Source organism: Sphingobacterium sp. JUb56 (genome assembly GCF_014191365.1).
Taxonomy (GTDB): Bacteria; Bacteroidota; Bacteroidia; order Sphingobacteriales; family Sphingobacteriaceae; genus Sphingobacterium; species Sphingobacterium anhuiense.
Window position 1 is genome coordinate 2,617,893 of sequence record NZ_JACHWL010000001.1, and the last position, 19,425, is coordinate 2,637,317.

20 protein-coding genes are annotated in these 19,425 nt (G+C 37.1%); 9 read left to right on the plus strand and 11 right to left on the minus strand.

Annotated elements, in window-relative coordinates:
* Positions 1-346: 346 nt before the first annotated feature.
* From FHR29_RS10990 to FHR29_RS11015, 6 genes are all read right to left on the minus strand, one after another.
* Positions 347-571, minus strand: coding sequence for a hypothetical protein (locus FHR29_RS10990; protein WP_183914592.1), 225 nt, complete (start codon positions 569-571; stop codon positions 347-349).
* A 100-nt stretch (positions 572-671) separates the two neighbouring features.
* Positions 672-1,118 carry a DUF5675 family protein gene (locus tag FHR29_RS10995; RefSeq protein ID WP_183914594.1) on the minus strand — a complete coding sequence of 149 codons (447 nt, stop codon included), beginning with the start codon at positions 1,116-1,118 and terminating at the stop codon, positions 672-674.
* A gap of 10 nt (positions 1,119-1,128) precedes the next feature.
* Positions 1,129-1,683: a DUF6266 family protein gene (locus FHR29_RS11000; protein ID WP_183914596.1), complete on the minus strand. Its 555-nt coding sequence runs from the start codon at positions 1,681-1,683 to the stop codon at positions 1,129-1,131.
* A gap of 50 nt (positions 1,684-1,733) precedes the next feature.
* On the minus strand, positions 1,734-2,378 hold the full coding sequence (locus tag FHR29_RS11005) for a DUF6266 family protein (protein WP_183914598.1): 645 nt from the start codon (positions 2,376-2,378) through the stop codon (positions 1,734-1,736).
* Between the two features lie 644 nt (positions 2,379-3,022).
* Complete coding sequence (locus FHR29_RS11010) at positions 3,023-3,361, minus strand: hypothetical protein (protein WP_183914600.1); 339 nt, start codon at positions 3,359-3,361, stop codon at positions 3,023-3,025.
* Between the two features lie 79 nt (positions 3,362-3,440).
* Complete coding sequence (locus FHR29_RS11015) at positions 3,441-4,430, minus strand: hypothetical protein (protein WP_183914602.1); 990 nt, start codon at positions 4,428-4,430, stop codon at positions 3,441-3,443.
* Between the two features lie 349 nt (positions 4,431-4,779).
* Here FHR29_RS11015 and FHR29_RS11020 point away from each other — a divergent pair, with 349 nt between their 5' ends.
* Together FHR29_RS11020 and FHR29_RS11025 are read left to right on the plus strand one after the other, a co-directional pair.
* A complete protein-coding gene (locus FHR29_RS11020; RefSeq protein ID WP_183914604.1) occupies positions 4,780-5,382 on the plus strand; it encodes a hypothetical protein in 603 nt (200 codons plus the stop codon).
* Between the two features lie 3 nt (positions 5,383-5,385).
* Positions 5,386-6,009 carry a Crp/Fnr family transcriptional regulator gene (locus FHR29_RS11025; RefSeq protein WP_183914606.1) on the plus strand — a complete coding sequence of 208 codons (624 nt, stop codon included), beginning with the start codon at positions 5,386-5,388 and terminating at the stop codon, positions 6,007-6,009.
* An 82-nt stretch (positions 6,010-6,091) separates the two neighbouring features.
* Here FHR29_RS11025 and FHR29_RS11030 read toward each other — a convergent pair whose 3' ends face one another.
* Positions 6,092-7,555, minus strand: a complete 1,464-nt coding sequence (locus FHR29_RS11030) for a redoxin domain-containing protein (RefSeq protein ID WP_183914608.1) — start codon at positions 7,553-7,555, stop codon at positions 6,092-6,094.
* 249 nt (positions 7,556-7,804) lie between these two features.
* Between FHR29_RS11030 and FHR29_RS11035 the strand changes: the two genes are divergently transcribed.
* Positions 7,805-8,047, plus strand: a complete 243-nt coding sequence (locus FHR29_RS11035) for a hypothetical protein (RefSeq protein WP_183914610.1) — start codon at positions 7,805-7,807, stop codon at positions 8,045-8,047.
* 113 nt (positions 8,048-8,160) lie between these two features.
* The gene (locus FHR29_RS11040) at positions 8,161-8,382 is read left to right on the plus strand and encodes a hypothetical protein (RefSeq protein WP_183914612.1); all 222 of its coding nucleotides are present in this window, start codon (positions 8,161-8,163) and stop codon (positions 8,380-8,382) included.
* A 56-nt stretch (positions 8,383-8,438) separates the two neighbouring features.
* On the opposite strand, the gene FHR29_RS11045 is transcribed toward FHR29_RS11040, so the two are convergent.
* The 4 genes from FHR29_RS11045 to FHR29_RS11060 form a co-directional block, all read right to left on the minus strand.
* A complete protein-coding gene (locus FHR29_RS11045; protein WP_183914614.1) occupies positions 8,439-9,641 on the minus strand; it encodes a hypothetical protein in 1,203 nt (400 codons plus the stop codon).
* Between the two features lie 2 nt (positions 9,642-9,643).
* On the minus strand, positions 9,644-11,005 hold the full coding sequence (locus tag FHR29_RS11050; RefSeq protein ID WP_183914616.1) for a RagB/SusD family nutrient uptake outer membrane protein: 1,362 nt from the start codon (positions 11,003-11,005) through the stop codon (positions 9,644-9,646).
* Between the two features lie 24 nt (positions 11,006-11,029).
* Complete coding sequence (locus tag FHR29_RS11055; RefSeq protein ID WP_183914627.1) at positions 11,030-14,383, minus strand: SusC/RagA family TonB-linked outer membrane protein; 3,354 nt, start codon at positions 14,381-14,383, stop codon at positions 11,030-11,032.
* Between the two features lie 112 nt (positions 14,384-14,495).
* Positions 14,496-15,194: a hypothetical protein gene (locus FHR29_RS11060; RefSeq protein ID WP_183914629.1), complete on the minus strand. Its 699-nt coding sequence runs from the start codon at positions 15,192-15,194 to the stop codon at positions 14,496-14,498.
* A gap of 992 nt (positions 15,195-16,186) precedes the next feature.
* On the opposite strand from FHR29_RS11060, the gene FHR29_RS11065 reads away from it, so the two are divergent.
* The 5 genes from FHR29_RS11065 to FHR29_RS11085 all read left to right on the plus strand — a co-directional run bounded on the left by FHR29_RS11065 (position 16,187) and on the right by FHR29_RS11085 (position 19,351).
* The gene (locus FHR29_RS11065; protein WP_183914631.1) at positions 16,187-16,687 is read left to right on the plus strand and encodes a hypothetical protein; all 501 of its coding nucleotides are present in this window, start codon (positions 16,187-16,189) and stop codon (positions 16,685-16,687) included.
* A 130-nt stretch (positions 16,688-16,817) separates the two neighbouring features.
* Positions 16,818-17,357 carry a hypothetical protein gene (locus tag FHR29_RS11070; protein WP_183914633.1) on the plus strand — a complete coding sequence of 180 codons (540 nt, stop codon included), beginning with the start codon at positions 16,818-16,820 and terminating at the stop codon, positions 17,355-17,357.
* Positions 17,358-17,453: 96 nt separating this feature from the next.
* Complete coding sequence (locus FHR29_RS11075; protein WP_183914635.1) at positions 17,454-18,191, plus strand: energy transducer TonB; 738 nt, start codon at positions 17,454-17,456, stop codon at positions 18,189-18,191.
* A gap of 159 nt (positions 18,192-18,350) precedes the next feature.
* Entirely contained in the window at positions 18,351-19,016 is a 666-nt protein-coding gene (locus tag FHR29_RS11080; protein ID WP_183914637.1) for a DUF4919 domain-containing protein, read from the plus strand.
* Between the two features lie 77 nt (positions 19,017-19,093).
* Complete coding sequence (locus tag FHR29_RS11085; RefSeq protein ID WP_221197843.1) at positions 19,094-19,351, plus strand: hypothetical protein; 258 nt, start codon at positions 19,094-19,096, stop codon at positions 19,349-19,351.
* Positions 19,352-19,425 lie beyond the last annotated feature (74 nt).

Genomic DNA, 19,425 nt, shown 5'->3' on the forward strand with positions numbered 1-19,425 from the left:
AAGAAAAGAAAGTAACATTTGTACCAAAACAAGTTGCTTACAAATAAGAGGATTTACATCTCTTCTGGAACTTAATGAATAAAACACAAAACAATACCATTTATAAAAAAGGGATAGCAAAAAGCTACCCCCTATAGATTGTGAGACTTTAAAGTAAATTTCTGCTCATTTAATTAGGAGAAAAAACTAGTCATTTTTACGTCGCCGTACTCTCCCTAGGAGCCTACTGGTCACAAAACTCACAACTGTACCCACCACAGCCATCAAGGCTGTTTGGAATAAATCCCCTAAAGAAAAGCTAGCCCAGATCGAACACAAAGTACCCCCGATAGTTCCGACCCGGATATCATTCCACTTCATCCTGCACCTCCTTTTCTTTCTGTGAAGAACCCTCCTCTAATGGCGACGACTCCTCCGCTCCTTTTTTATCTTTATCATCCATTACGGTCTCCACCACGCCAAGCCCCAGTGCGATGTATTTAATAATATTCAATGCCTTGCCCGGCAATTTAATCGGCGCCATAAGCACTACCTGTAGCGCACGGCTTATTTTTTGAATTATAATTTTCATGTTTTTTAATTGTTAGAAGGTTATGAGGTTAGATCGTTAGTATGTTATTTAACAAAGTATTCCCCTCGTCACTCCGTTACTCTGTCACTAGTTACTTCTGTTACTCCGTCACTTCAATAAACACCTCCCCGCTCACCAACAAATCCACCAGTAACGCATACAATTTCTTGTACGCCGTCACCGACTGCACCAACCGAAAGTCTCCATGCTCTAAGACATAGCCCGTCCCTACAAGCAGACAGCCCGCAGTTTCTTTGTGCGTATTGCCGATATGGATATAGACGTAGCTAAAACCAGGAATATCCTTGATCTCGATCATACCCCGATGCAGTTTCGGGAAACGGTCGTAATAGTTGCCGTTCATGCCGCCATCCTTATTAAAACCCAAGGGATAAATACCCAAGGGAATGGAAGTGCTTCCCGGTATCTTCTTCGCACGAGGGATATCTTCCAGCCCATAGCAGATAAACTGGTTATTCAGGTAAATTTCAGACAGGGTACTGTTCTTCCCCAGCTGTTTACGCAGCACTTTTAATATAGATTTCATAACCATGAGCTTAATTATACCATCCTAGATACTGACTATTACTGCAATTCTGTTTACTACGGTCGTGTACGATCAGGTAAAGATGTACGCCAAGCTGCTCCATTCCCGCGGGTAGTTCCAGCTGTAACTTCCCAACTTTGCGCCACACCTGCTCCTCATTGACAGCAGCAAGCTCCTGCTCTACCGCATAAGCACAAAGCAATACCCGGTCATCGTGTTCAGTACAAGCTACTCGAGATACTTGTGGATCCCACGACACGGATATGGACTTACCGACACGGGAAATATCCGTTACCCGAAGCCCACTTATTACACCGGCACTCAATCTTGCTTGAGATGCATTGACGGTGATATCTGGGAATAAACCCTCCATAGCACTATGTAAAATATAGGACATGGCCCTACCTATTGCAGTCCCTTTATTTTTCCCCCGTGCAAAACCAATCTGGATAATTGCATTTACAGGATTCAAAAATTGACGTGCTTTTTGAAATTTTAGCCGAACAGTTTGACGTCCATTTTCAATATTAGATTTTTTTGAAGATTGAATTGCTAATATTTTCATATCATATCCATTATGTAGCCGGCACATAGCGCCGGCTACAGGTTAAACCATTACGTTAAATCAAGTTCACCGAGATAATTCGTTTTACTTACCCGCTTTCCTTTTCTATCGGCAAAGAACATCCAGGCATGTGCCTTTTCACTCATGAAATGTTCCGGATATTCGATATCAACTGCCCCACTTCCTCTAGTCGGTGGAACAGGAGCCGTTAAGAACTCATCGATAGCAGGCACATACAGCAAAATATGTACAGCATCATCCAGCTCGCCTTTCTGTATTTCTATCGCCTCGGGCGACCAGGTAACGGAGAGGATACCGATCGAAGCACTGGCCCCTATTGTACCTCCAGGTTGCAGATTACCCTTTGAAATCAAGATCTTACTGTAGTCAAGTGTAAAATTAGGATATGTACCGACCACTGCGGTCTTGATATTGGCTTGTAGCGCCACATTGGTCGGCGTCATGATATCGGCATTGATCTGACCAAAGCCCAGCTCGACAAAAGGCGCTATCGGCATGATGAATTTGGCTATCGTATAAAAACGCGCCTGCTGTATCAACTGTTCTTCCGATGCAGGTTTTGTCCGTTTCTTAGACAATCCCTTAATATAATTAATACTTTTCCAGCTAGAGCCTATAATAGCTCCCGCTTTACCGCTAAATCCTCCTAGCGCTCCCTGCAAAATTTTTCCCATTGTTTTCTTATTTAAAAATTAAACCATCATAAAGCATTGATGCATACCGGTATAGCTAACTTTACGAAAGCAAACATACGACAGGAAACACCTCGAAATCAAGGGGTAAAAGACCTTTGTCCACTTGCTGACCGGCCCAAATTGGGGATAAGAACCATAAGAAAAGTAAATTGTACAGTTGCTGTCCTATGCGTTTTTTAAGGAATTAGAGGTTTAGGAGATGAGATGGGTATAAGGTTAGAAAGTTATGAGGTTAGATGGTTAGAGACAACTTATCTTCACTTAGACAGTGTTTACTCCGTTGCTTGTCACTAGGTTACTATTGTCACTCCTTTACCAAATAATAGTCACTAAAAGTTCGAGATTTATTCGGGTCTGCTTCGGAAAAGTTTCAGCTTTCCTACACAGATCTTATACACATCCTATACCCCGCCTCTACTAAAATACTAGAGGAACTGTGGAGGCACAGTAGACAAACAGTATAGACGAAGTAGAGCATTGCCGAATCTATTCCGAACAGTGTACGAATACAGAGGCAAGCTAATCCTAGCAGAAAATTATACAAACTTGAAGCAAAAATGGAAATACGAAAGAAGAATTAGGGTCGCTATTCCGGGCGGAATAAAGATCGATCAATGGGATGATCAATCAGGGAGATTGTGGTATATTTTTTTCAATTTGACCATATCCTCATAACGATACAGTTTGCCTTTACTTGTCCGGCTGTGATAGCTGATCATGTTTTTCTTTTCACAGCGGTAGAGTGTTTTAGGCGCGATGGCTGCATACTCGCATACCTCTTTGCTATTGACCAATACCACCGGCGGATCGGGGATTTTACGGCAGATCAGATCTTTGATTTCCGTTTTGCAATCCAGGATCTCTTTTTTCAAAGACTCTAAAAAAACAAACCAGCAATGATGCTGGCAGCCCTTTGACTCCGATGGTTGTCCGAGACAACGACACGATTGGTTTTCCTCCATATGATTCATGTTAGCGTCAATTCCCTTCTAAACTGCTGTATAGTCAGCAACTGACAGGTTTAAAGAAAAAGCGCTACTTTTAATGGAAAATACATTTTTTGTACATTTTGAAAAGCCACCGAAAGTGTTTTCGAAAAGAACGTTGACTACGGACCGAAGTTTTAATCAAATCATCAGAACGGCCTTTCAATGTAGCAAACGAATCATCAAAATCTGCCAGCAGCACCGCATCACTGGTTAAAAAACTCTGCAGCATGAATTCCTTCTGGCTCAATTTAAATGGACGCCCCCCATTTCCATAAACCACAAAACCATCCCTCAGAATGGATCCATACTCATAAAAATTCACCTTCTCCCGATCACCTTTTTGAGCAGACTTTACACATTTCTGCAGATACCGGGCCAGTAAATTCGCTTCTTCCATCAATACCCTGAGCGAAGCCACATGCTCAAATTTGCCGTAATCGTTACATTCTTTAATCAGTAACAGCAATTCCTCGAAAGCTTTCCTGTCCCATATTTCAACACTTTTAATGGAAGCATAAGCGGTTGCTATCGTTTCAAAACTTAGATCTAGGCAGAGCAGTTTCAGACGTTCCCTAAATTTTTCAAAAGTTAATGTTTTATCAAATTTATGATGATAGTACATATAGAACTTAAAATAAGTCAAATGTTCAAACTTCATAATATGAAACATAGGTACATCCGAACAGATGATTTTGATCCAAGGATTGTCCATTTTCAGCATCTCTTCCATCAGGTCTCGGTAAAGACGCAAAAAATTAGGAATTTCATGAAAAAAATTTTCCTTCGTAAGTCTTACATATTCATAAGTTGAATTGTCAATGGAGATCTCACCATTTAGCCTGGCTATGTCTAGCCAGCTGAAATTAAAAGCTGCCATCAGTTTCTCTATTTCATCCACCCGGAGCACCGTATATCCCTTTGCACGATTGATAACCGACCTTTGTCCAACGCCAAATACTTGTGTCAATTTTTCCGCACGGACAATTGGATTCGGTTCAATTTCCGCAATCAGTTCAAATATGCTCTCATGGATTTCTTTCATAATCTACGTCTATATGGCAATATATTTAATATTACAAATAAAATAAACACTAAATCTATCGAAATATCGTTTTAAATAAAAATTCATTTCTCCATATTGAGTAAAAAAAAGGGTACACTACATAAAATATACTCAATAATTTCAATTTTAAACAATTTATTAATCAATGAGATATTTTTATTCCTATAATGAATTCTACAAACCCACAATGGAATAAAATATACCTTTCTATTCAGCACAATAGGTACTAATTTTATGAAAGATCGACGTATATGCTACTAGCCATGGCCTATTATGAAAAATACTACACCAACATGCTGCATAGGTTGATCTCCAAATCCTAATAAATATGAAAAATGATGTTGAAATTAAAGCGCAGTTACTTCCCTATTTCTTTCACCGAATAAATGAATTAGGTATAAGATGCTGTCCCAACAAAAATGAGTTAACAGCAAGTGTTCGGGTCCACTATCTAGCACCTGGTCAAAGATTAGAACACCCCCATCCTAGCTTTTTCTTTTTGGTACACGGACTGGTAAAAGAATATCACCGTACCAAACGGAGCATCGAGCCCTCATCTTTGATCCAACTCTTGGCTCCCGACACCTGCTGGATTTATGATCAGGTCTGTTTTCGGTTTTATACAAAAGCGCTGGCACCAACTTGGCTGCTCGAAATACCGCTTGATAAACTCCAGCTGATCTGCACTGACATAGCAGCATTCAATGAATGGCGGGCAAATATCGATTTATTGTACAACTCAAAACACTATTTATCAGAATTCTTGAGACAGCTTTCCGACCGTCATGAAAGACTACATTACTTTTTAGAAGAATACGCACCCTACATCGACTATTTGAGTGACAATGAGATCAGTGTATTTACTAATCTTTACGGCGAACAATTGCGACGTTTACGCAATACCGCTGTATTTTATAAAACTTTAGACTAAACTATGGGAACCTATTACACCGAAAAAGAAGTACTACAAGACTTCTACTCTTATTGGGAAAAGATTTATCCACCTTTGGAAGACTTCCATCGGAACTGGTTAGCGAAACATGCACAGATCCTGCGCGTCAAAAAAGGACAGGTACTATATGAGTCCGATGATCAACAAGAAAATCTGTACATCGTATTGCGTGGTCTTTTGGTTAAAGAGCGGTACACCACATGTAACAACAATAAGCAGATCCTGACTGTTGCTTTGCCCAATATGGGCTTTTTCACCACCATGCATTATTACAGCAAAAGCCCAGCACTGGGGGATATTGTTGCTGTCCGGCCGGGAATCGTACTGCAGATCCCTTACAAAAAAATAAAACCTTACCGCAACAACGATAAAGGCATCGATACCCTGTTACAGCTTTTAATGCATAAAAAGAAATACCAACTGGAACACTTACGGGCTATGGATGGTATTACTTTGGTCACAGACCGCCTATTCTATGTAGCAGACAATCTCCCAAACCTTTACCGCAACCTCAGTCGACAGGAACTTGCTAGATTACTTCTTACATCCGAGAGCTCCATATACCGTGCTAAAAATCTATTTCTGAGAAGAAAAAATAGTCGATAATCGTTTTCTGTCAACCACTATTATCTACTTTATATGGATAAAAAAAAGGCACCAGAATCTTATCGGTTCGGTGCCTTTCATTTTATTTCTGACTGAGCAGTTTATCGATATAAGCGATGATACCCGGATTCGAAGGACGAATGCAATCGTTGTCTACGATAACACCTTTTTTATCCAGTATCACGTTATGGGGTATACCATGAATCTTAAAATAAGCTGTAAAATTATTATCAATATCCTCAAGCTGGGTCCAGTTCATATTTTGATCCTTGATGATCTTCAATCTGTTTTTTACCTGCTTTTCCTTATCATCAAACGCAGCAACACTGATGAATGCAATATTAGGATTATCTTTATAATGCTCGACCAGCTTTTTAAGATGTGGAATTTCTTCCTTACAAGGACCGCACCAGCTCGCCCAAGATTCAAGAAATACCATTTTACCTTTTAGGTCTTCTAATGTCAACGTATCATTGGTGATTGTGTTTTTTAATTTAATCACTTTACTAATTTTATTTCCCGGCTTTATTTCACTTATAATAGCCTTCCGACGAGCAACAAGCTTTTGCAATTTATCTCTATACGCTCCATTCGTAATCCAGGAAATAAAAGTCTGTAGAGAATCTACCTGGGCCAACTGATGTGTGTTGAGAATACCCACACGAATTTCATATTCCAGTACATAATCGCGCACTTTACCAGTAAACAGCTCCTTTACGAGCAATTGCCTTGAAAGCGGAGTAGCATTAATTTTTTGATAAACTGCACCCGGATATTTTATCAAGCCTTCATCTTCAAGAAGAAATATCTGTTCAACGAAGGATCTATATGCACTTGATTTCAAATTTTCATCTTGATTTAATTGATTCCACAGATCTGGAAATCCGAGATCTTTCAGATAGATCTGACTTTTTTCAGAAGGAATCGTATTGTTATAGCAATAATTAGCGATGAAATCATGTAATTTGGAGTACTCCTTATTCAGTTTAAAAATCGATCTCCATTCCTTGATCGAAGGATCACTGGAATCTTCTTTCAGTAAACTATCCACTCTTTTATCATAATTTACCCATGCCATATTATTTAAATAATCGACATAGGTTTTTATATCCTTTTTAAGCCAATTGATCGTATCTCGCTTTCCTAAAGGAGTTAAATAAAGCTGAGAAAGATGTTTACCCTTCCCAGCTATTACAATAGATTTCTTTGTTTCATCTGGATCACCATCTTTAATATTGCCCGTAAGTTGTAATGAATAATCTGGTGCTATATAAAGATTTAAGAATAGTAACGAGCTTTTATCCTTATCCGACAACGAGAGTATTGCAAAAGAAGGTTCCTGCACGACGTTTTGTAAATCGACCGCAAACTTCCCATCACTTGACACGCCGATTGTACTATCCAATTTTACTGTTGCATTCGATAAGCGTAATGTCAATTTATAATCTGACTTATAATTTGACAGCTGGCCACTGAGTTTTGTTTGCCCGTTTGATTTATACAGCACAGCAAATATAGCAAGCAATGTAATGAAAAGGTTTTTCATCGGTTTAATGGTTAAAAAATTTACTGAAGATAATTATTTATTCCATGATTATAGAATGACGGTATAAAATAGAAATATGGTGCCACCCCATCAGCAATAAAAAAACCTTTATCCAGATCTAGAGAAAAAATAATCCATTTCCCAAAAATTTGTCTATTTCAGGTCACCCTATGACCTACTTTCGCCAAAATCCCTGCTATATCTTTGAAATATACGAAAGAAGAAAAAAGGAGTAATAACAGAATCATCATGCAACAACAGAAGACAAATAAAGGACAATCTGGAAGGCAGCCAAAAGGAAGGCGCTTTGCTAGCTCCATGATGAGCTACGGGTCTACAACTATGAGCTGCAGGACTGCTAGACAGATTGCGGTAAACCGCAGGTCTTTAAGAGGAAACTGCTGTTGCGCAGGTCCGGTGCGTGATGCACATGGACGTAGATTTACGACATTCCCAAGAAAATGGTACGGGAAAAAGTTTTTGGTCAAATAAGGAGTCCTAAAGCCAAAAAAAGCAGCCTCCATTTGGAAGTTGCAGGGGGCCAATACGCTGATAACGTATTGTGATTAATTCATAAACCTAATTACTAATTTAAATTTTGCAAAATGGCACTATTTCAATTAAATAATCAAAGCGCACCAGCTGAAGAAAGTAGCTATTCATTAGCTTCCGGTACTCCAAGTTGTGTAGGAGATCAACGTATTTGTACAATAACTGCAAATAACAATGGTTCTGGACAACCTGAAATAGATGAAAATCTATTGAGTGAAATGGTAACTGCTTTGAATACACATAGCAATACCACAAATGTTAAATTGAAGGCTTAAGGCCTAAAATTTAATATTGCAAAGGCCGAAGAATAACATCTTCGGCCTTTTTGAATTTATTTATTCAGACTCTTGAGAATGATATTATCAAGAGCTCTATTTTCTTCCGACACTTTAAATCCGTTTTTTTGCATCTCATACTTAAAGGATTCAAAATTAGTAACTGGGCCTATTTTAACCTTTTCTTTTTCATCCTTTATCTCTAAAATTATGGGTGGAAAATCCGGATTATTTATTTCTAAGAGTGTACACGCTACTTTTACACGCATACCATCATTACTTAAAACAGGATTTAGTACTGCAGTATCCTTTGTTACTACCCATACTTTACGATCTGCCAATCCAAGCGATGCCTGCACCTTCATTCTATTGGTCAGATCTACAATTAAAGCATTAACGCGCTCTTCTTCTGTCCATCCCAACGGCCAAAAGGATTCATAACAGAATCCGTGGTCTTTTAACCATTGCGACTTGGATTCCGCTTGATAATCAAGAAAATCAGATTCCGGCAAACCAATTAGCTGTATCCTTTCTTTTTTCATCAATGGAAGTTTTCTAACTTTGGAATAAGCGTAAAAAAGTGCAGGTAGAAGTGACACATTAGACATTTGGTATTTCACCTTATCACCTATAGTATCTATCTGATAACTACTTGGTATTCCGTTTTTATAGTCGGAAAGTTTAGAGCTAAAGTCATAATTACCATCAACAAACTGTAGCTCATCAAAATCATTTTTAATCGGCCATTCACTTGTATTTTTACCACTCAGGATCTCCTCGATTGATTTTTTGTTGACCATATCGCCAGCTGTAATAGCTATCACCTTTCCCTTAAAGACCCAAACAACGTGTGGATAACCGTTATGAGGAAAAAGTTCTTTCAAAGACTGGTCTTCAACCACAACATCTAATCGATTTTGTTTGGTATAGGTATTATTATCAAAAAAATTTTTAACAACTGTAAGCTCTTCTGGAGAAACAGGTAATATTTTTATAACTTTTCCAAATTCGAGCTGAAGTTTATTATTTTTTGGAAATGCTTCTATACATGCAGTGCAGTTCGTCATAAAAAAATCAAGAATAACTAAGTCTGATTTTAAGTTCAAAAAGTCGAATGCTCCTTTTAATGTTTTAACACTCTTCTTATAATCAAATTGATCACCTATTTTGAGCGCCATCTCTCCCCGATCTTGTCCCTGCAGTTTTAATGAACTTAATAAACACACACATAGAATGGACAATAAATTTATTTTCATCATTTTTATCTTGGATTTTGTTGAATAAGGGAATTAAATTCTATCACTTTTTTAGGAATTAAGAATGCATAGCGCAGGTCATCTGCTTTAAGAAAATAGGTGTCGCTACCAATAACGCGCTCGAAGATCTTTTGCTGAGACTTGTCCTGATTTAATCTTTTCATGTCCATCCACCTTAAGTTGCGCATGATTAAAGATTTATTTCTCTCCAAAAGAATCTCACGCAACGCCTCTTCTTTCGTATTTAATATCAAGTCAACATAAGTATTTTTGACATATCGGGTTTTTAACAGCGTATTTAAGCAGTCGATAGCGTCTTTTAATTTACTGTTCCTAACGAGCGATTCTGCCAAAGTGAAGTAGAGCTCATCTGTAGCTATACCGCTGAATGTTGAAGCATTTACAGCTCCATCGTACCTGCCCTTAAAGGCATAAGTACCATTGTTATTATTTTTAAAATACAGATTCCCTCTCAGGTCATTTTTCACATATGATTTGATCAAGTTGGAATCGATTTTTGCTATTGTAGGATTAATACAGGCATTTGTCAAAGTAACGGCATGGAATATCACCTCATTATTAAATCGTGGAAAAGGCGCAGAAGCTGTTTTGCTTAATGTATTATAGTCTATTAAAACATTGTAAAGATTTAGGGCTTCTTTTGCTGTTTTTTCGGACAAAACATAGTCTCCCATCATTAGCCCCAAACGGGACAAAGCAGCTAAAGCAGCAACCTTCGTAGGTCTTGTTCTAACGGTGATCTTTTCTGGAAGAAGTGTCGTAGCAGCTTCCAAATCCTTTTTAATGTTTACATACGTCTCCTCTAAGGAAGATCTAGGACTTACGTAATCAATATCTGGCGAAAAGCGTAATACCAACCCCATATTTTTTTTGGCAGTTTCCGAAGCATAACCCAGAGTAAAGACATGAGCCAGTTGCATCCATGCATATGCTCTGTAAAACAGAGCTTCTCCTTTTATTCGATCATAATCCATCACATTCTTGTCACGTATTATGTCATCTAATAAAGCCAATACCTGATTAGCGATTAAAACAACCTTATATGGTGCTTGCCAATGATTTGTTGCTAAATCAGTTTTTGCATCCCATTTATAAATATTTCGATCTTCACTATTTGCAATCGCATTAAAACTGACATCCGTCAAGTAATAATGATCAGACGCAATATCTGGTACAGGAGAGAAATTTGAATTCATAGTCGTCCTGTTGTCAAGCAAAGCATCGCAATCTGCAAGTGTTTTTGGCACCAGCATTTTCTGATCGGGTTTAACATCCAAATATTTATCGCAGCTTGTGAGTCCTAAAAAGATCCATAGCGACATAAAAATTATATTCTTTATTTTCATTTTTGTTATTATTAAAATCTATCCTTAAAATCCAAACTTAGCACCCACCGATAGTGTAAAAGGCAATGGAATTGCATCTCTATACTCAGGGTCTATATTTAGTTTATTCGCTTTCCAGATAATCCAATTTATATTTTTTGCAAAAGCAGTCACTATAATCGACTTACAGAAACTGGGCTTCTGCAGCTGATAGGATAAATAGAAATCTTGCAGACGCAGATTATCTCCCTTGATAACGAGAACTTCAGATTTCTTATAAAACTCGTCCCTTGGAGCATCCAATGGGTATCGCAATGAAGGAACCACCGTGTTCAACTCATCTCCCGTCTGTTGCCACCTTTTCAGATAATCATCGTGCCCCACACGATTCTGAGCAAAATCCATTTCAGAGAAAGATTTTCTGAACATATAATGCCCCCATCTTGCCTGCAGATTGAAAGCGAGCGAAAGGTTACCGAATGTAAATTCATTTTCTAACGAACTGTAGAAAACTGGACGCCCGGGCCCGATGTATTTCATATTATCTAATGAACCGTATAAAATAGCGCTGTAATCTTTAGAAACTTCACCATCCAGATACCCTTGAGGATCTCCATTTAGCGGATCAAGGCCTGCCGAAGCAAATGCAAACACAGCCGCCTCTTCAAACCCCTCGCGTAAAAATCCTCCAGCGGAACCTGATGTGGTTACATAAGTCGCTGGACTTGACCATTTATAAGGATACCTTTCCACTTTAGTCCGATTTTTACTCAATAACAATTTATTATTCCAACGGAAATTCTCGTAGCGAATGTTTTGACTTAAAAGTGTTAGTTCAAATCCTTTTGCTTTTAATTCACCCCCATTTTTTGTAACCGACTCGTAGCCCAATGTCGGATCTATGGGTACACTTGTAATCAAATTCTTCGAATTCTTTTGATAGTAATCAAACGTTCCAGAAAGTCTGTTACGGAAAAAAGAAAAGTCTACTGCCCAATTTATTGTTTGAATTTTCTCCCATGTTAAACTTGGATTTGGAGCCGAGCTCAATGAGCCATATGGCAGATTTGTATACGAATCTGCTCCATTATAATAGATGATCGGATAAGCACTATAGGAGCTATTAGCCCGCCCCGCGAACCCATAAGTAAAACGAAGTTTTAACTGATCAATCTGATCACTTTTTGCAAAGAGTTCTTTATCTATTCTCCAAGATGCACCAGCCGACCACAAAGGTTGCCATTTATTATTGGCTCCTATGCCAAAAATATTTGACGCATCCTGTCGCAAGCTCCCTGAAAGTATATACTTATCTTTAAATTCGTAATTAGCATTACTAAAGAAAGATATAAAGCGATTTTGCTGCAACATGAGGTCGACACCATCTTCTATATTACTGCCTCCATAGCTTTTATTCAATATTGGAAATACAGAAACATAGTCCACTGGAAGATCATTTAAATTTTCTTGATTAAAACCATAAAGCACATAAGCATTTCTGGTATATTTTCTATTCCTTATCTCACTACCTCCCAACAGTTGCAAACGATGCCGTTTATCCGATGAAAGCCAACTATAGTTTGCCTGCACACGCGCTGTATGACTTTCTGTATTGTCATTGAGATAGTTAATCCGGTCTCCAACTGGAATTGGTCTTTTCAATACGCTGTTGTCATTCCACTGCGTATAAAAATTGATCATATTTCTTGCTGCGTAGGAATCAATACCCACCCAGTCTTCGATCGGATTCTGAAAATTTTGATAGATATATGCTAGGTTTATATCAAGATTATCGATCACCCTATATTTAGCAGAAAGATTAATCAATAAATCTTTAGGATCTGTCAATTGATAATTATCGCCAATTTCCTTTAGAGGATTAAAATGCCAGTCCAACAGTTTTCCGTTTCCCGCCGTATCTCTATAGGCTTTACGAATTGGCACAATATCCACGTTTATCGGATTTCCGCTTTCATCTACGAGCTTAAGATAAGGCCATTCACTTCCATTCGCATCAGATGCTCCGTAAGAGATCGTCTGAAGAATACTTTGGTCTCTAGCATGAACTCTTGTATATCGTAGATCAGCATTGATTTCTAAATTAGCTATTGGCTTGGCCTTTACAGAAGATCTAAATGTATACCTGTTATTTTTAGAAGCAATATTTTGATTTTTATTAATATCTGTCCCTAAAGAAAATAAATAGGTAACTTTCTGATTGCCTCCGGATAAATCTAAGTTGTATTGTTGCTGAAATGAATTTCTATAAAAATATTTACTGTAGTCATCACGAACATCTTGATTTTTATACTTTTCAATATAATTATTTACTTCCTTTTCCTCGGCATTTCCACTTCTCAATGCCCCTAGTAATTCAATAACAGGGCTTACTGTACTATAGCTATTCCTATCATTCAAAAAATAATCATAATACCCTTTATCAAATAAATATTTCTCATAATCTATAAAATTAGGACTAGACATAAACGGCAGTTTATAAATATCAGGTTTAGAAGCAAAAGTCATATTCGAGGTAAAGTTTACTTTATTGGGCTGATTGTAACTACCATTTTTGCTTGTCAAAACAATAACACCTCCACCACCAGCTGTACCCCAGATTGAAGAAGCTACAGCATCCTTTAAAACAGTAACACTTTCAATGTCATTTGGGTTAATATCACGGATATCGCCTTCATAAATCGCATTATCCAATACCACAGTTTGTTTGAAATCCCCAGAAATAGCCGATCTTCCTCGTATTAATAAGGCATTGGGAGGCGTAGCTGCATATGGAGATCGGTCACTGAACTGATAGTCTTTATCAATACGTAGGCTCACACTCGCATTTTCCAACCGATCCATTATATTCCCTCCAATTCTTTTATTGAGTACTTTGTTATTAATCAGTTCAAAACTTCCCGTTGCACGCTCTTTCGGAATTTTCTGGTATCCAGTCGACACCACCTCCACTTCGTCAAGTTTATTATCCTCAGGTATCAATTTTACCACTATTGATACCCCTGAGGTATAATTGATTTCTTGGCTTTTGTAGCCGACATAAGTGAATCTAACAAGACCTTTCAGACTCTCGACCGCAAGGCTGAAAGTTCCATCTTTCTTGGTGGAGGTTCTAGCTTTTTCTGCTTCTACCCGAACTGATACACCATCTAATGGCTTGTTATCTACAGCAGATACAACTGTACCGCGCAGCACATGATTCATAGGCCCATCAGCCCCGCTGTCCTTGCGGGGCGTCTGAGCACTACTCAACATATGAAAGGTCATGAATAAGCACATTAAGAGCACCTTACTGATTACCAGTATGTCTGCTCCTCGTGGCTTGCATAGCTTCCGGAGATATCCCCAGAGCTTGTTTACATAGAATATATATGTGTTCATTGTTGTTAATTTTTGGACAAAGTTTCCCCTATCACCGTTTCTTGCCGAGGGTTGACCAGGTCGTCAATGTATCCCTCGGAAGAATCGGCGTCCACAGGTAGTGAAACTTTATTTAATTCTTTTCTAATATGAGTTCTTGATTCTTTTCAACTGCAGCTTTAGCTTTTATAATCAGCATCGGCAGTTCTTCCCAGATCAGCTCGACCGACTCACCAGCCGTAGTAAATACTCTTCTGCTGTCTTTCACTACGGAAAGATTCTCGACTTTAACATCTAACTGAAAGTGCATATTCAGATCATTCAAGACCTGCTGTTGATAGGCTTCTATACCTGTACCGCTAGGAACAGTGAGTTCATAGTCGAATAGCAGTTTTTCACAGTACTGGCAAGTTCGACAGGGGATATATCGGGCCCGATCGTGACCATGAACGATGATCTGCTCAGTCGGAAAGTTAGCGGGCAACCCAAGAGCAAACAGATAGCACTCATAGATCGCCATATTGACCATAGTAATCCGTATTACATCATTGCGTGCATCGCGTACAATAGTAATAAATGGACTAATATCTTTTTCCGAAGGAATCAATAAAGAATAATAAGATTCCTTCGCTCTTTTTTCTAAGATAGCCTTAGGCACATAAGGCTGGTGACCTTTAGATCTCATTCGTCTAGCATTTTTCAATGTTCTTGTGGGTAAAAGTGTTATCATAGTTCGTTTTTTGATAACGGGGACGCACTTTTCACTCAAATACGAAAACATTTCTTCCTCTCGGGATAGCGCATAGCTGTCCCCTTTGCAAGTTTTTTGCATTTTTTTAAGGTTTAAATTGGCTCCCTTAAACCCTACCCGATTGGACATAACTTGGGCATTAAGGAAACCAGGTTAAAAAAATAAAGAATGAAAATGCAATTATATAGTCTTCGTCAATTGGTTATTTGTAGTCTCCGCCATTGCATAATTTGGATTAAAGAACAAAACCGACTTTTATAATATTAATGTATTACGATAAAATATTAACGAACAATATTTGCTTTACAAAAGGAAAGATTGTACTTTTAAAGTGTTAAGTTGAAAAGTAGGCCTCCGATCCTCTTTTTGTTGGAGCATCTAATTGTGCACTAATAAAATAAAAGTCGGTAACATAAAACCATTCAGGAATGGGAATAAGCTAGTTTTAACCTAATTAGAACGTCATTTTTAATGCTAAGTATGGTCGCTACACCATGCTTGTACTAAAACGCGCCTTTTAGATTTGGAAAAAGCTTCCCCTATCCTATTTATGCTTATGTTTTTTATTAACGAGCTATTGTGGTGCTCGTCTTACGTTCTTTATAAGTTTAAAATAAATGAACCGACAAGCTTGATCCTGGATCAAGTTGGTGGTGGTTCCGTGAATGTTTAATTTTCGTTTCATCATAATTTAAAAAGGTTATGCGAACGATGTGACCCTAGCAAGAGAAGAGGATAATTTATTGAAATCTATTAACCAATAAAGCGTCTCCAAAGCTCTGGTAGAGGCACCGCTAAGAGCCACCATAAATTAAATCATGGTTCCACAGAGTCTAACATGGAGAGCGCCCTATTGGAAATTATCACAAAGATAGTTTTTAATCCAATAGATTGGCGACCCCACGTTCAGCTCATATGGAAATTTAGCGGTTTTCTACTATGAGTGACGTCGTTTATAGAGAGTATTAGCCCTCTAAATAATGTCGCTTTTTACTAAAACATACACAAACATAAACAAATTATACGAGATAAGGAAGTTTTTCAACCAATTATCTTATAAATTTTTCACAAACATGAAAACACCTCTTGGGGAATATTTAGAGAAGCATAAATCAAACCGAGCAAAGATCTCTAGCATGATTGGAGTAAGCGAAGATAGATTAAATGCGCTCAGTAATGAAAATACAGCGATACTATATGCAGATGAACTTTATCCAATACTTTATGTTGCTAATTTTTATGCGGGGAAAACTGAGGAACAATTTGATGATTCAGTAAGCGAAATTATTCTAAACAGAAACAAAGGAATTATAATTAATTCCTTAAATGATTTATCACCCTCTGCACAGCTATTTGCAAAATATACTCAATCTAAGAACGTTATTGAAACTGCCATTGGAATGCCAAAAAATAAAATATCCAAATTAATTGCAGACCCGAAAAAACGAGCTACCGCAGATGAAGTTATTAAATTCTGCGATGGAATGGAACTCGATATTCTTCAAACGTTTAAAAGTATATATGGCGATATTAATCTAACTCAAGATAAAACTAATGTAAAAGATAAAGATTAAAATGTCAATACTAAGCGTAAGGCGATATATGAACTAATTAAAAATATAAGGGTACTTTCAGAAATAAAATAAAAAAGAATTTGGGATAAAAATAAAATATTAGACTGATATGGATGACCTTATTAAATCAATGGAAAAAAGTCTCTTAGCATTTGATAAAGAAAGCATTGAAAGAGAATTAACAAGCAGAGAAAAGAAGGAAAAGGAAAATCTTAAGTATGAAATCTATTGGATTAAATTCAAAAAATTTAAAGCAGATTTCGAGAGGTTAATTTTCACTGATGTTCAAGAACTAGCCAATAGTTTAAAAACCACTCTTCTGGATAAAAACATTGTGCTTAGAATCGAAACGCATATAAAAAACAGTACCAGATTTTTTGGTCCTGATCTTTCTTTTTATACAATCATATCGATTAGTGATAAATCGCTAAGCTTAAATAATCGATGGGAAAAATCCCCTTTTCTTTTAATAATAGGTAAGGATGAAAAAGATACAATTGAGCTGTACGACTGTAATCAAGATCTAGAATATGTATATAATTATATTGAAAAAAATGTGTGGGGTGACCCAATAGACCAGTTTAAATTGAAGAAGTACAATTTTTCTTTATTGAAACCACATATTGAAAAGTGGATAGATAAAAATGTAGACAGAATTCTTAAGAGCTAGTCTTACAAATAGAATAATAAGATTATTTAATCTAAAAGCTAAAAAAAGGAAGCAAGATCTATAATAGACTAAAGGAAAAGTTCAAGGGCTATATAAATGAGGAATAGAATAAATTCGAATACACTGGGTATATCCATATCGATAATAATTGCAGCAAGCTTTTTTATCCTTAATAAAGCAAACGCACAAAGCAGAGATACGATTTATTATAATGCCAAATGGGAAAAGACGGATCGTGAAAACAAGCATTTCTACCGTGTCATATATCGTGAGGTAAAGAAGAAACCAATACGCGTGCAGGATTACTATCCAAATGGAATCATGCAGATGGATGGCTGGTACAGCACGCTAGAACCCGAAACGAGAGATGGAGAATTTACTTGGTGGGATGAAAAAGGTAAAAAAAATCGTTGGATGGTATTTGAAGAAAATGAGCCTACCAAAATAACTGAGTGGGATAGCGATGGTAAGATAACCCGTCAGCAGGAAAAGGTAAATACGGTTTCTTATGAAAATGGAAAACGTGTATACGAGTCTAGGGCGCTAGAAAAAGCACCGGTTTTCAACCGAGGCAAATCAACCTTCTCGGAATATGTAAGTGAGTACCTCATCTATCCTGATAAAGCCAAGGGCAGCAGAGGAAAAGTGATAGTAACATTTGTGGTAGACAAAACTGGTAGAGTGAAAGATGCTGAAGTGGTCGAAAGCGTAAATGCAATCCTTGACGGTGCAGCTCTTGACTTTATAAAATCCATGCCCCGATGGACACCAGGTGTGCAAGAAGGAAAAAACGTAGATGTCACTATGGAGTTGCCCGTGAATTTTAATCCTTAAAAAAGGTTAGTACATAGCGCTCAAAACTGTAATACAATTACAAGCAATAATTTTAAAAAAGTATCCTATCAATGATATATTGACACTTCTTATTTCCATACTTCAGATTATTGCAACGGTAATACTTTTTGTAAAACAGAAAAATCAATCAATTAGTCAATGAAAAAATTATTAACACTTGCATTTATATTGTCAATGAGTATACTTCTTAAAGCACAAGAAGGATTAAAGATTGATTATTCAGAAATTAAGGCAAAAGTCGAAGACAAAAACTCGAGCACATACTATCCAATATTATTGCAAAGATTCAACGACTTTGATAGCACGTTAACAATTGACGAGTATGCACTAATATACTATGGCTTTTCATTTCAAGATGACTATTTAAAAAATCAGCCAGATGAAAGAGCATTAAATAAACTCCAAAAAGAGGAAAATTATGAAGGTCTAATACTCGAAGCAAAAAAGATACTGTTAGTAAATCCAGTTAGTTTAAAAGCTAATGATTGTTTGATCGATGCCTTACAAGAAACTGGTCGTCCTGAAACTGAATGGAAAAAATATCAAGATAGATTTAGAGCAATTAGAAGAGTAATCGCCTCTAGTGGCAATGGTATGAGCTGCGAATCGGCGTATAAAGTGATCTATGTATCTGATGAATACAATATGATATATACTTACTTTGATGTGGAAAAAGTGCATTCACAAAAACTATCGGGACTATGTGACCAATTTGAGGTTGACCCGACAGAATACCTTCCTTCGAAAGTAGTATTTTTTGATATTTCTAGAAAACTATTAAGACAAGAAGAGTTGAGAAAATAATATACAAAGTGTGGTCTTATGAGCATAGAAATATTAAAAAATTATTTAAGAGAAAACCGCCAATAATAATTAGAAATATGAAAAAGCTAGCGCTACTTACATTTTTAATGTCACTGACCACTATTGTTTTTGGACAGGAGACCACAAACACAACTGTTAAAACAATTACCCAATCAGGGGTTGGATTAGGTTCTATGATAGCTGTAGTGACTTCGTGGGATAGAAACAGATCATTGGGCTATGCTATCCTTCATGGGATTTTTAGCTGGTTTTACGTTATTTTCTTCGCTATAACTGATAAGAATAACAGATTACGAAAAATGGATAATAAGTAAATATGAATAGCCAATTTATATTCCTTCCATTTCCAAAATGACGATTTAAAAGTACAATTCAAATACAACAACAA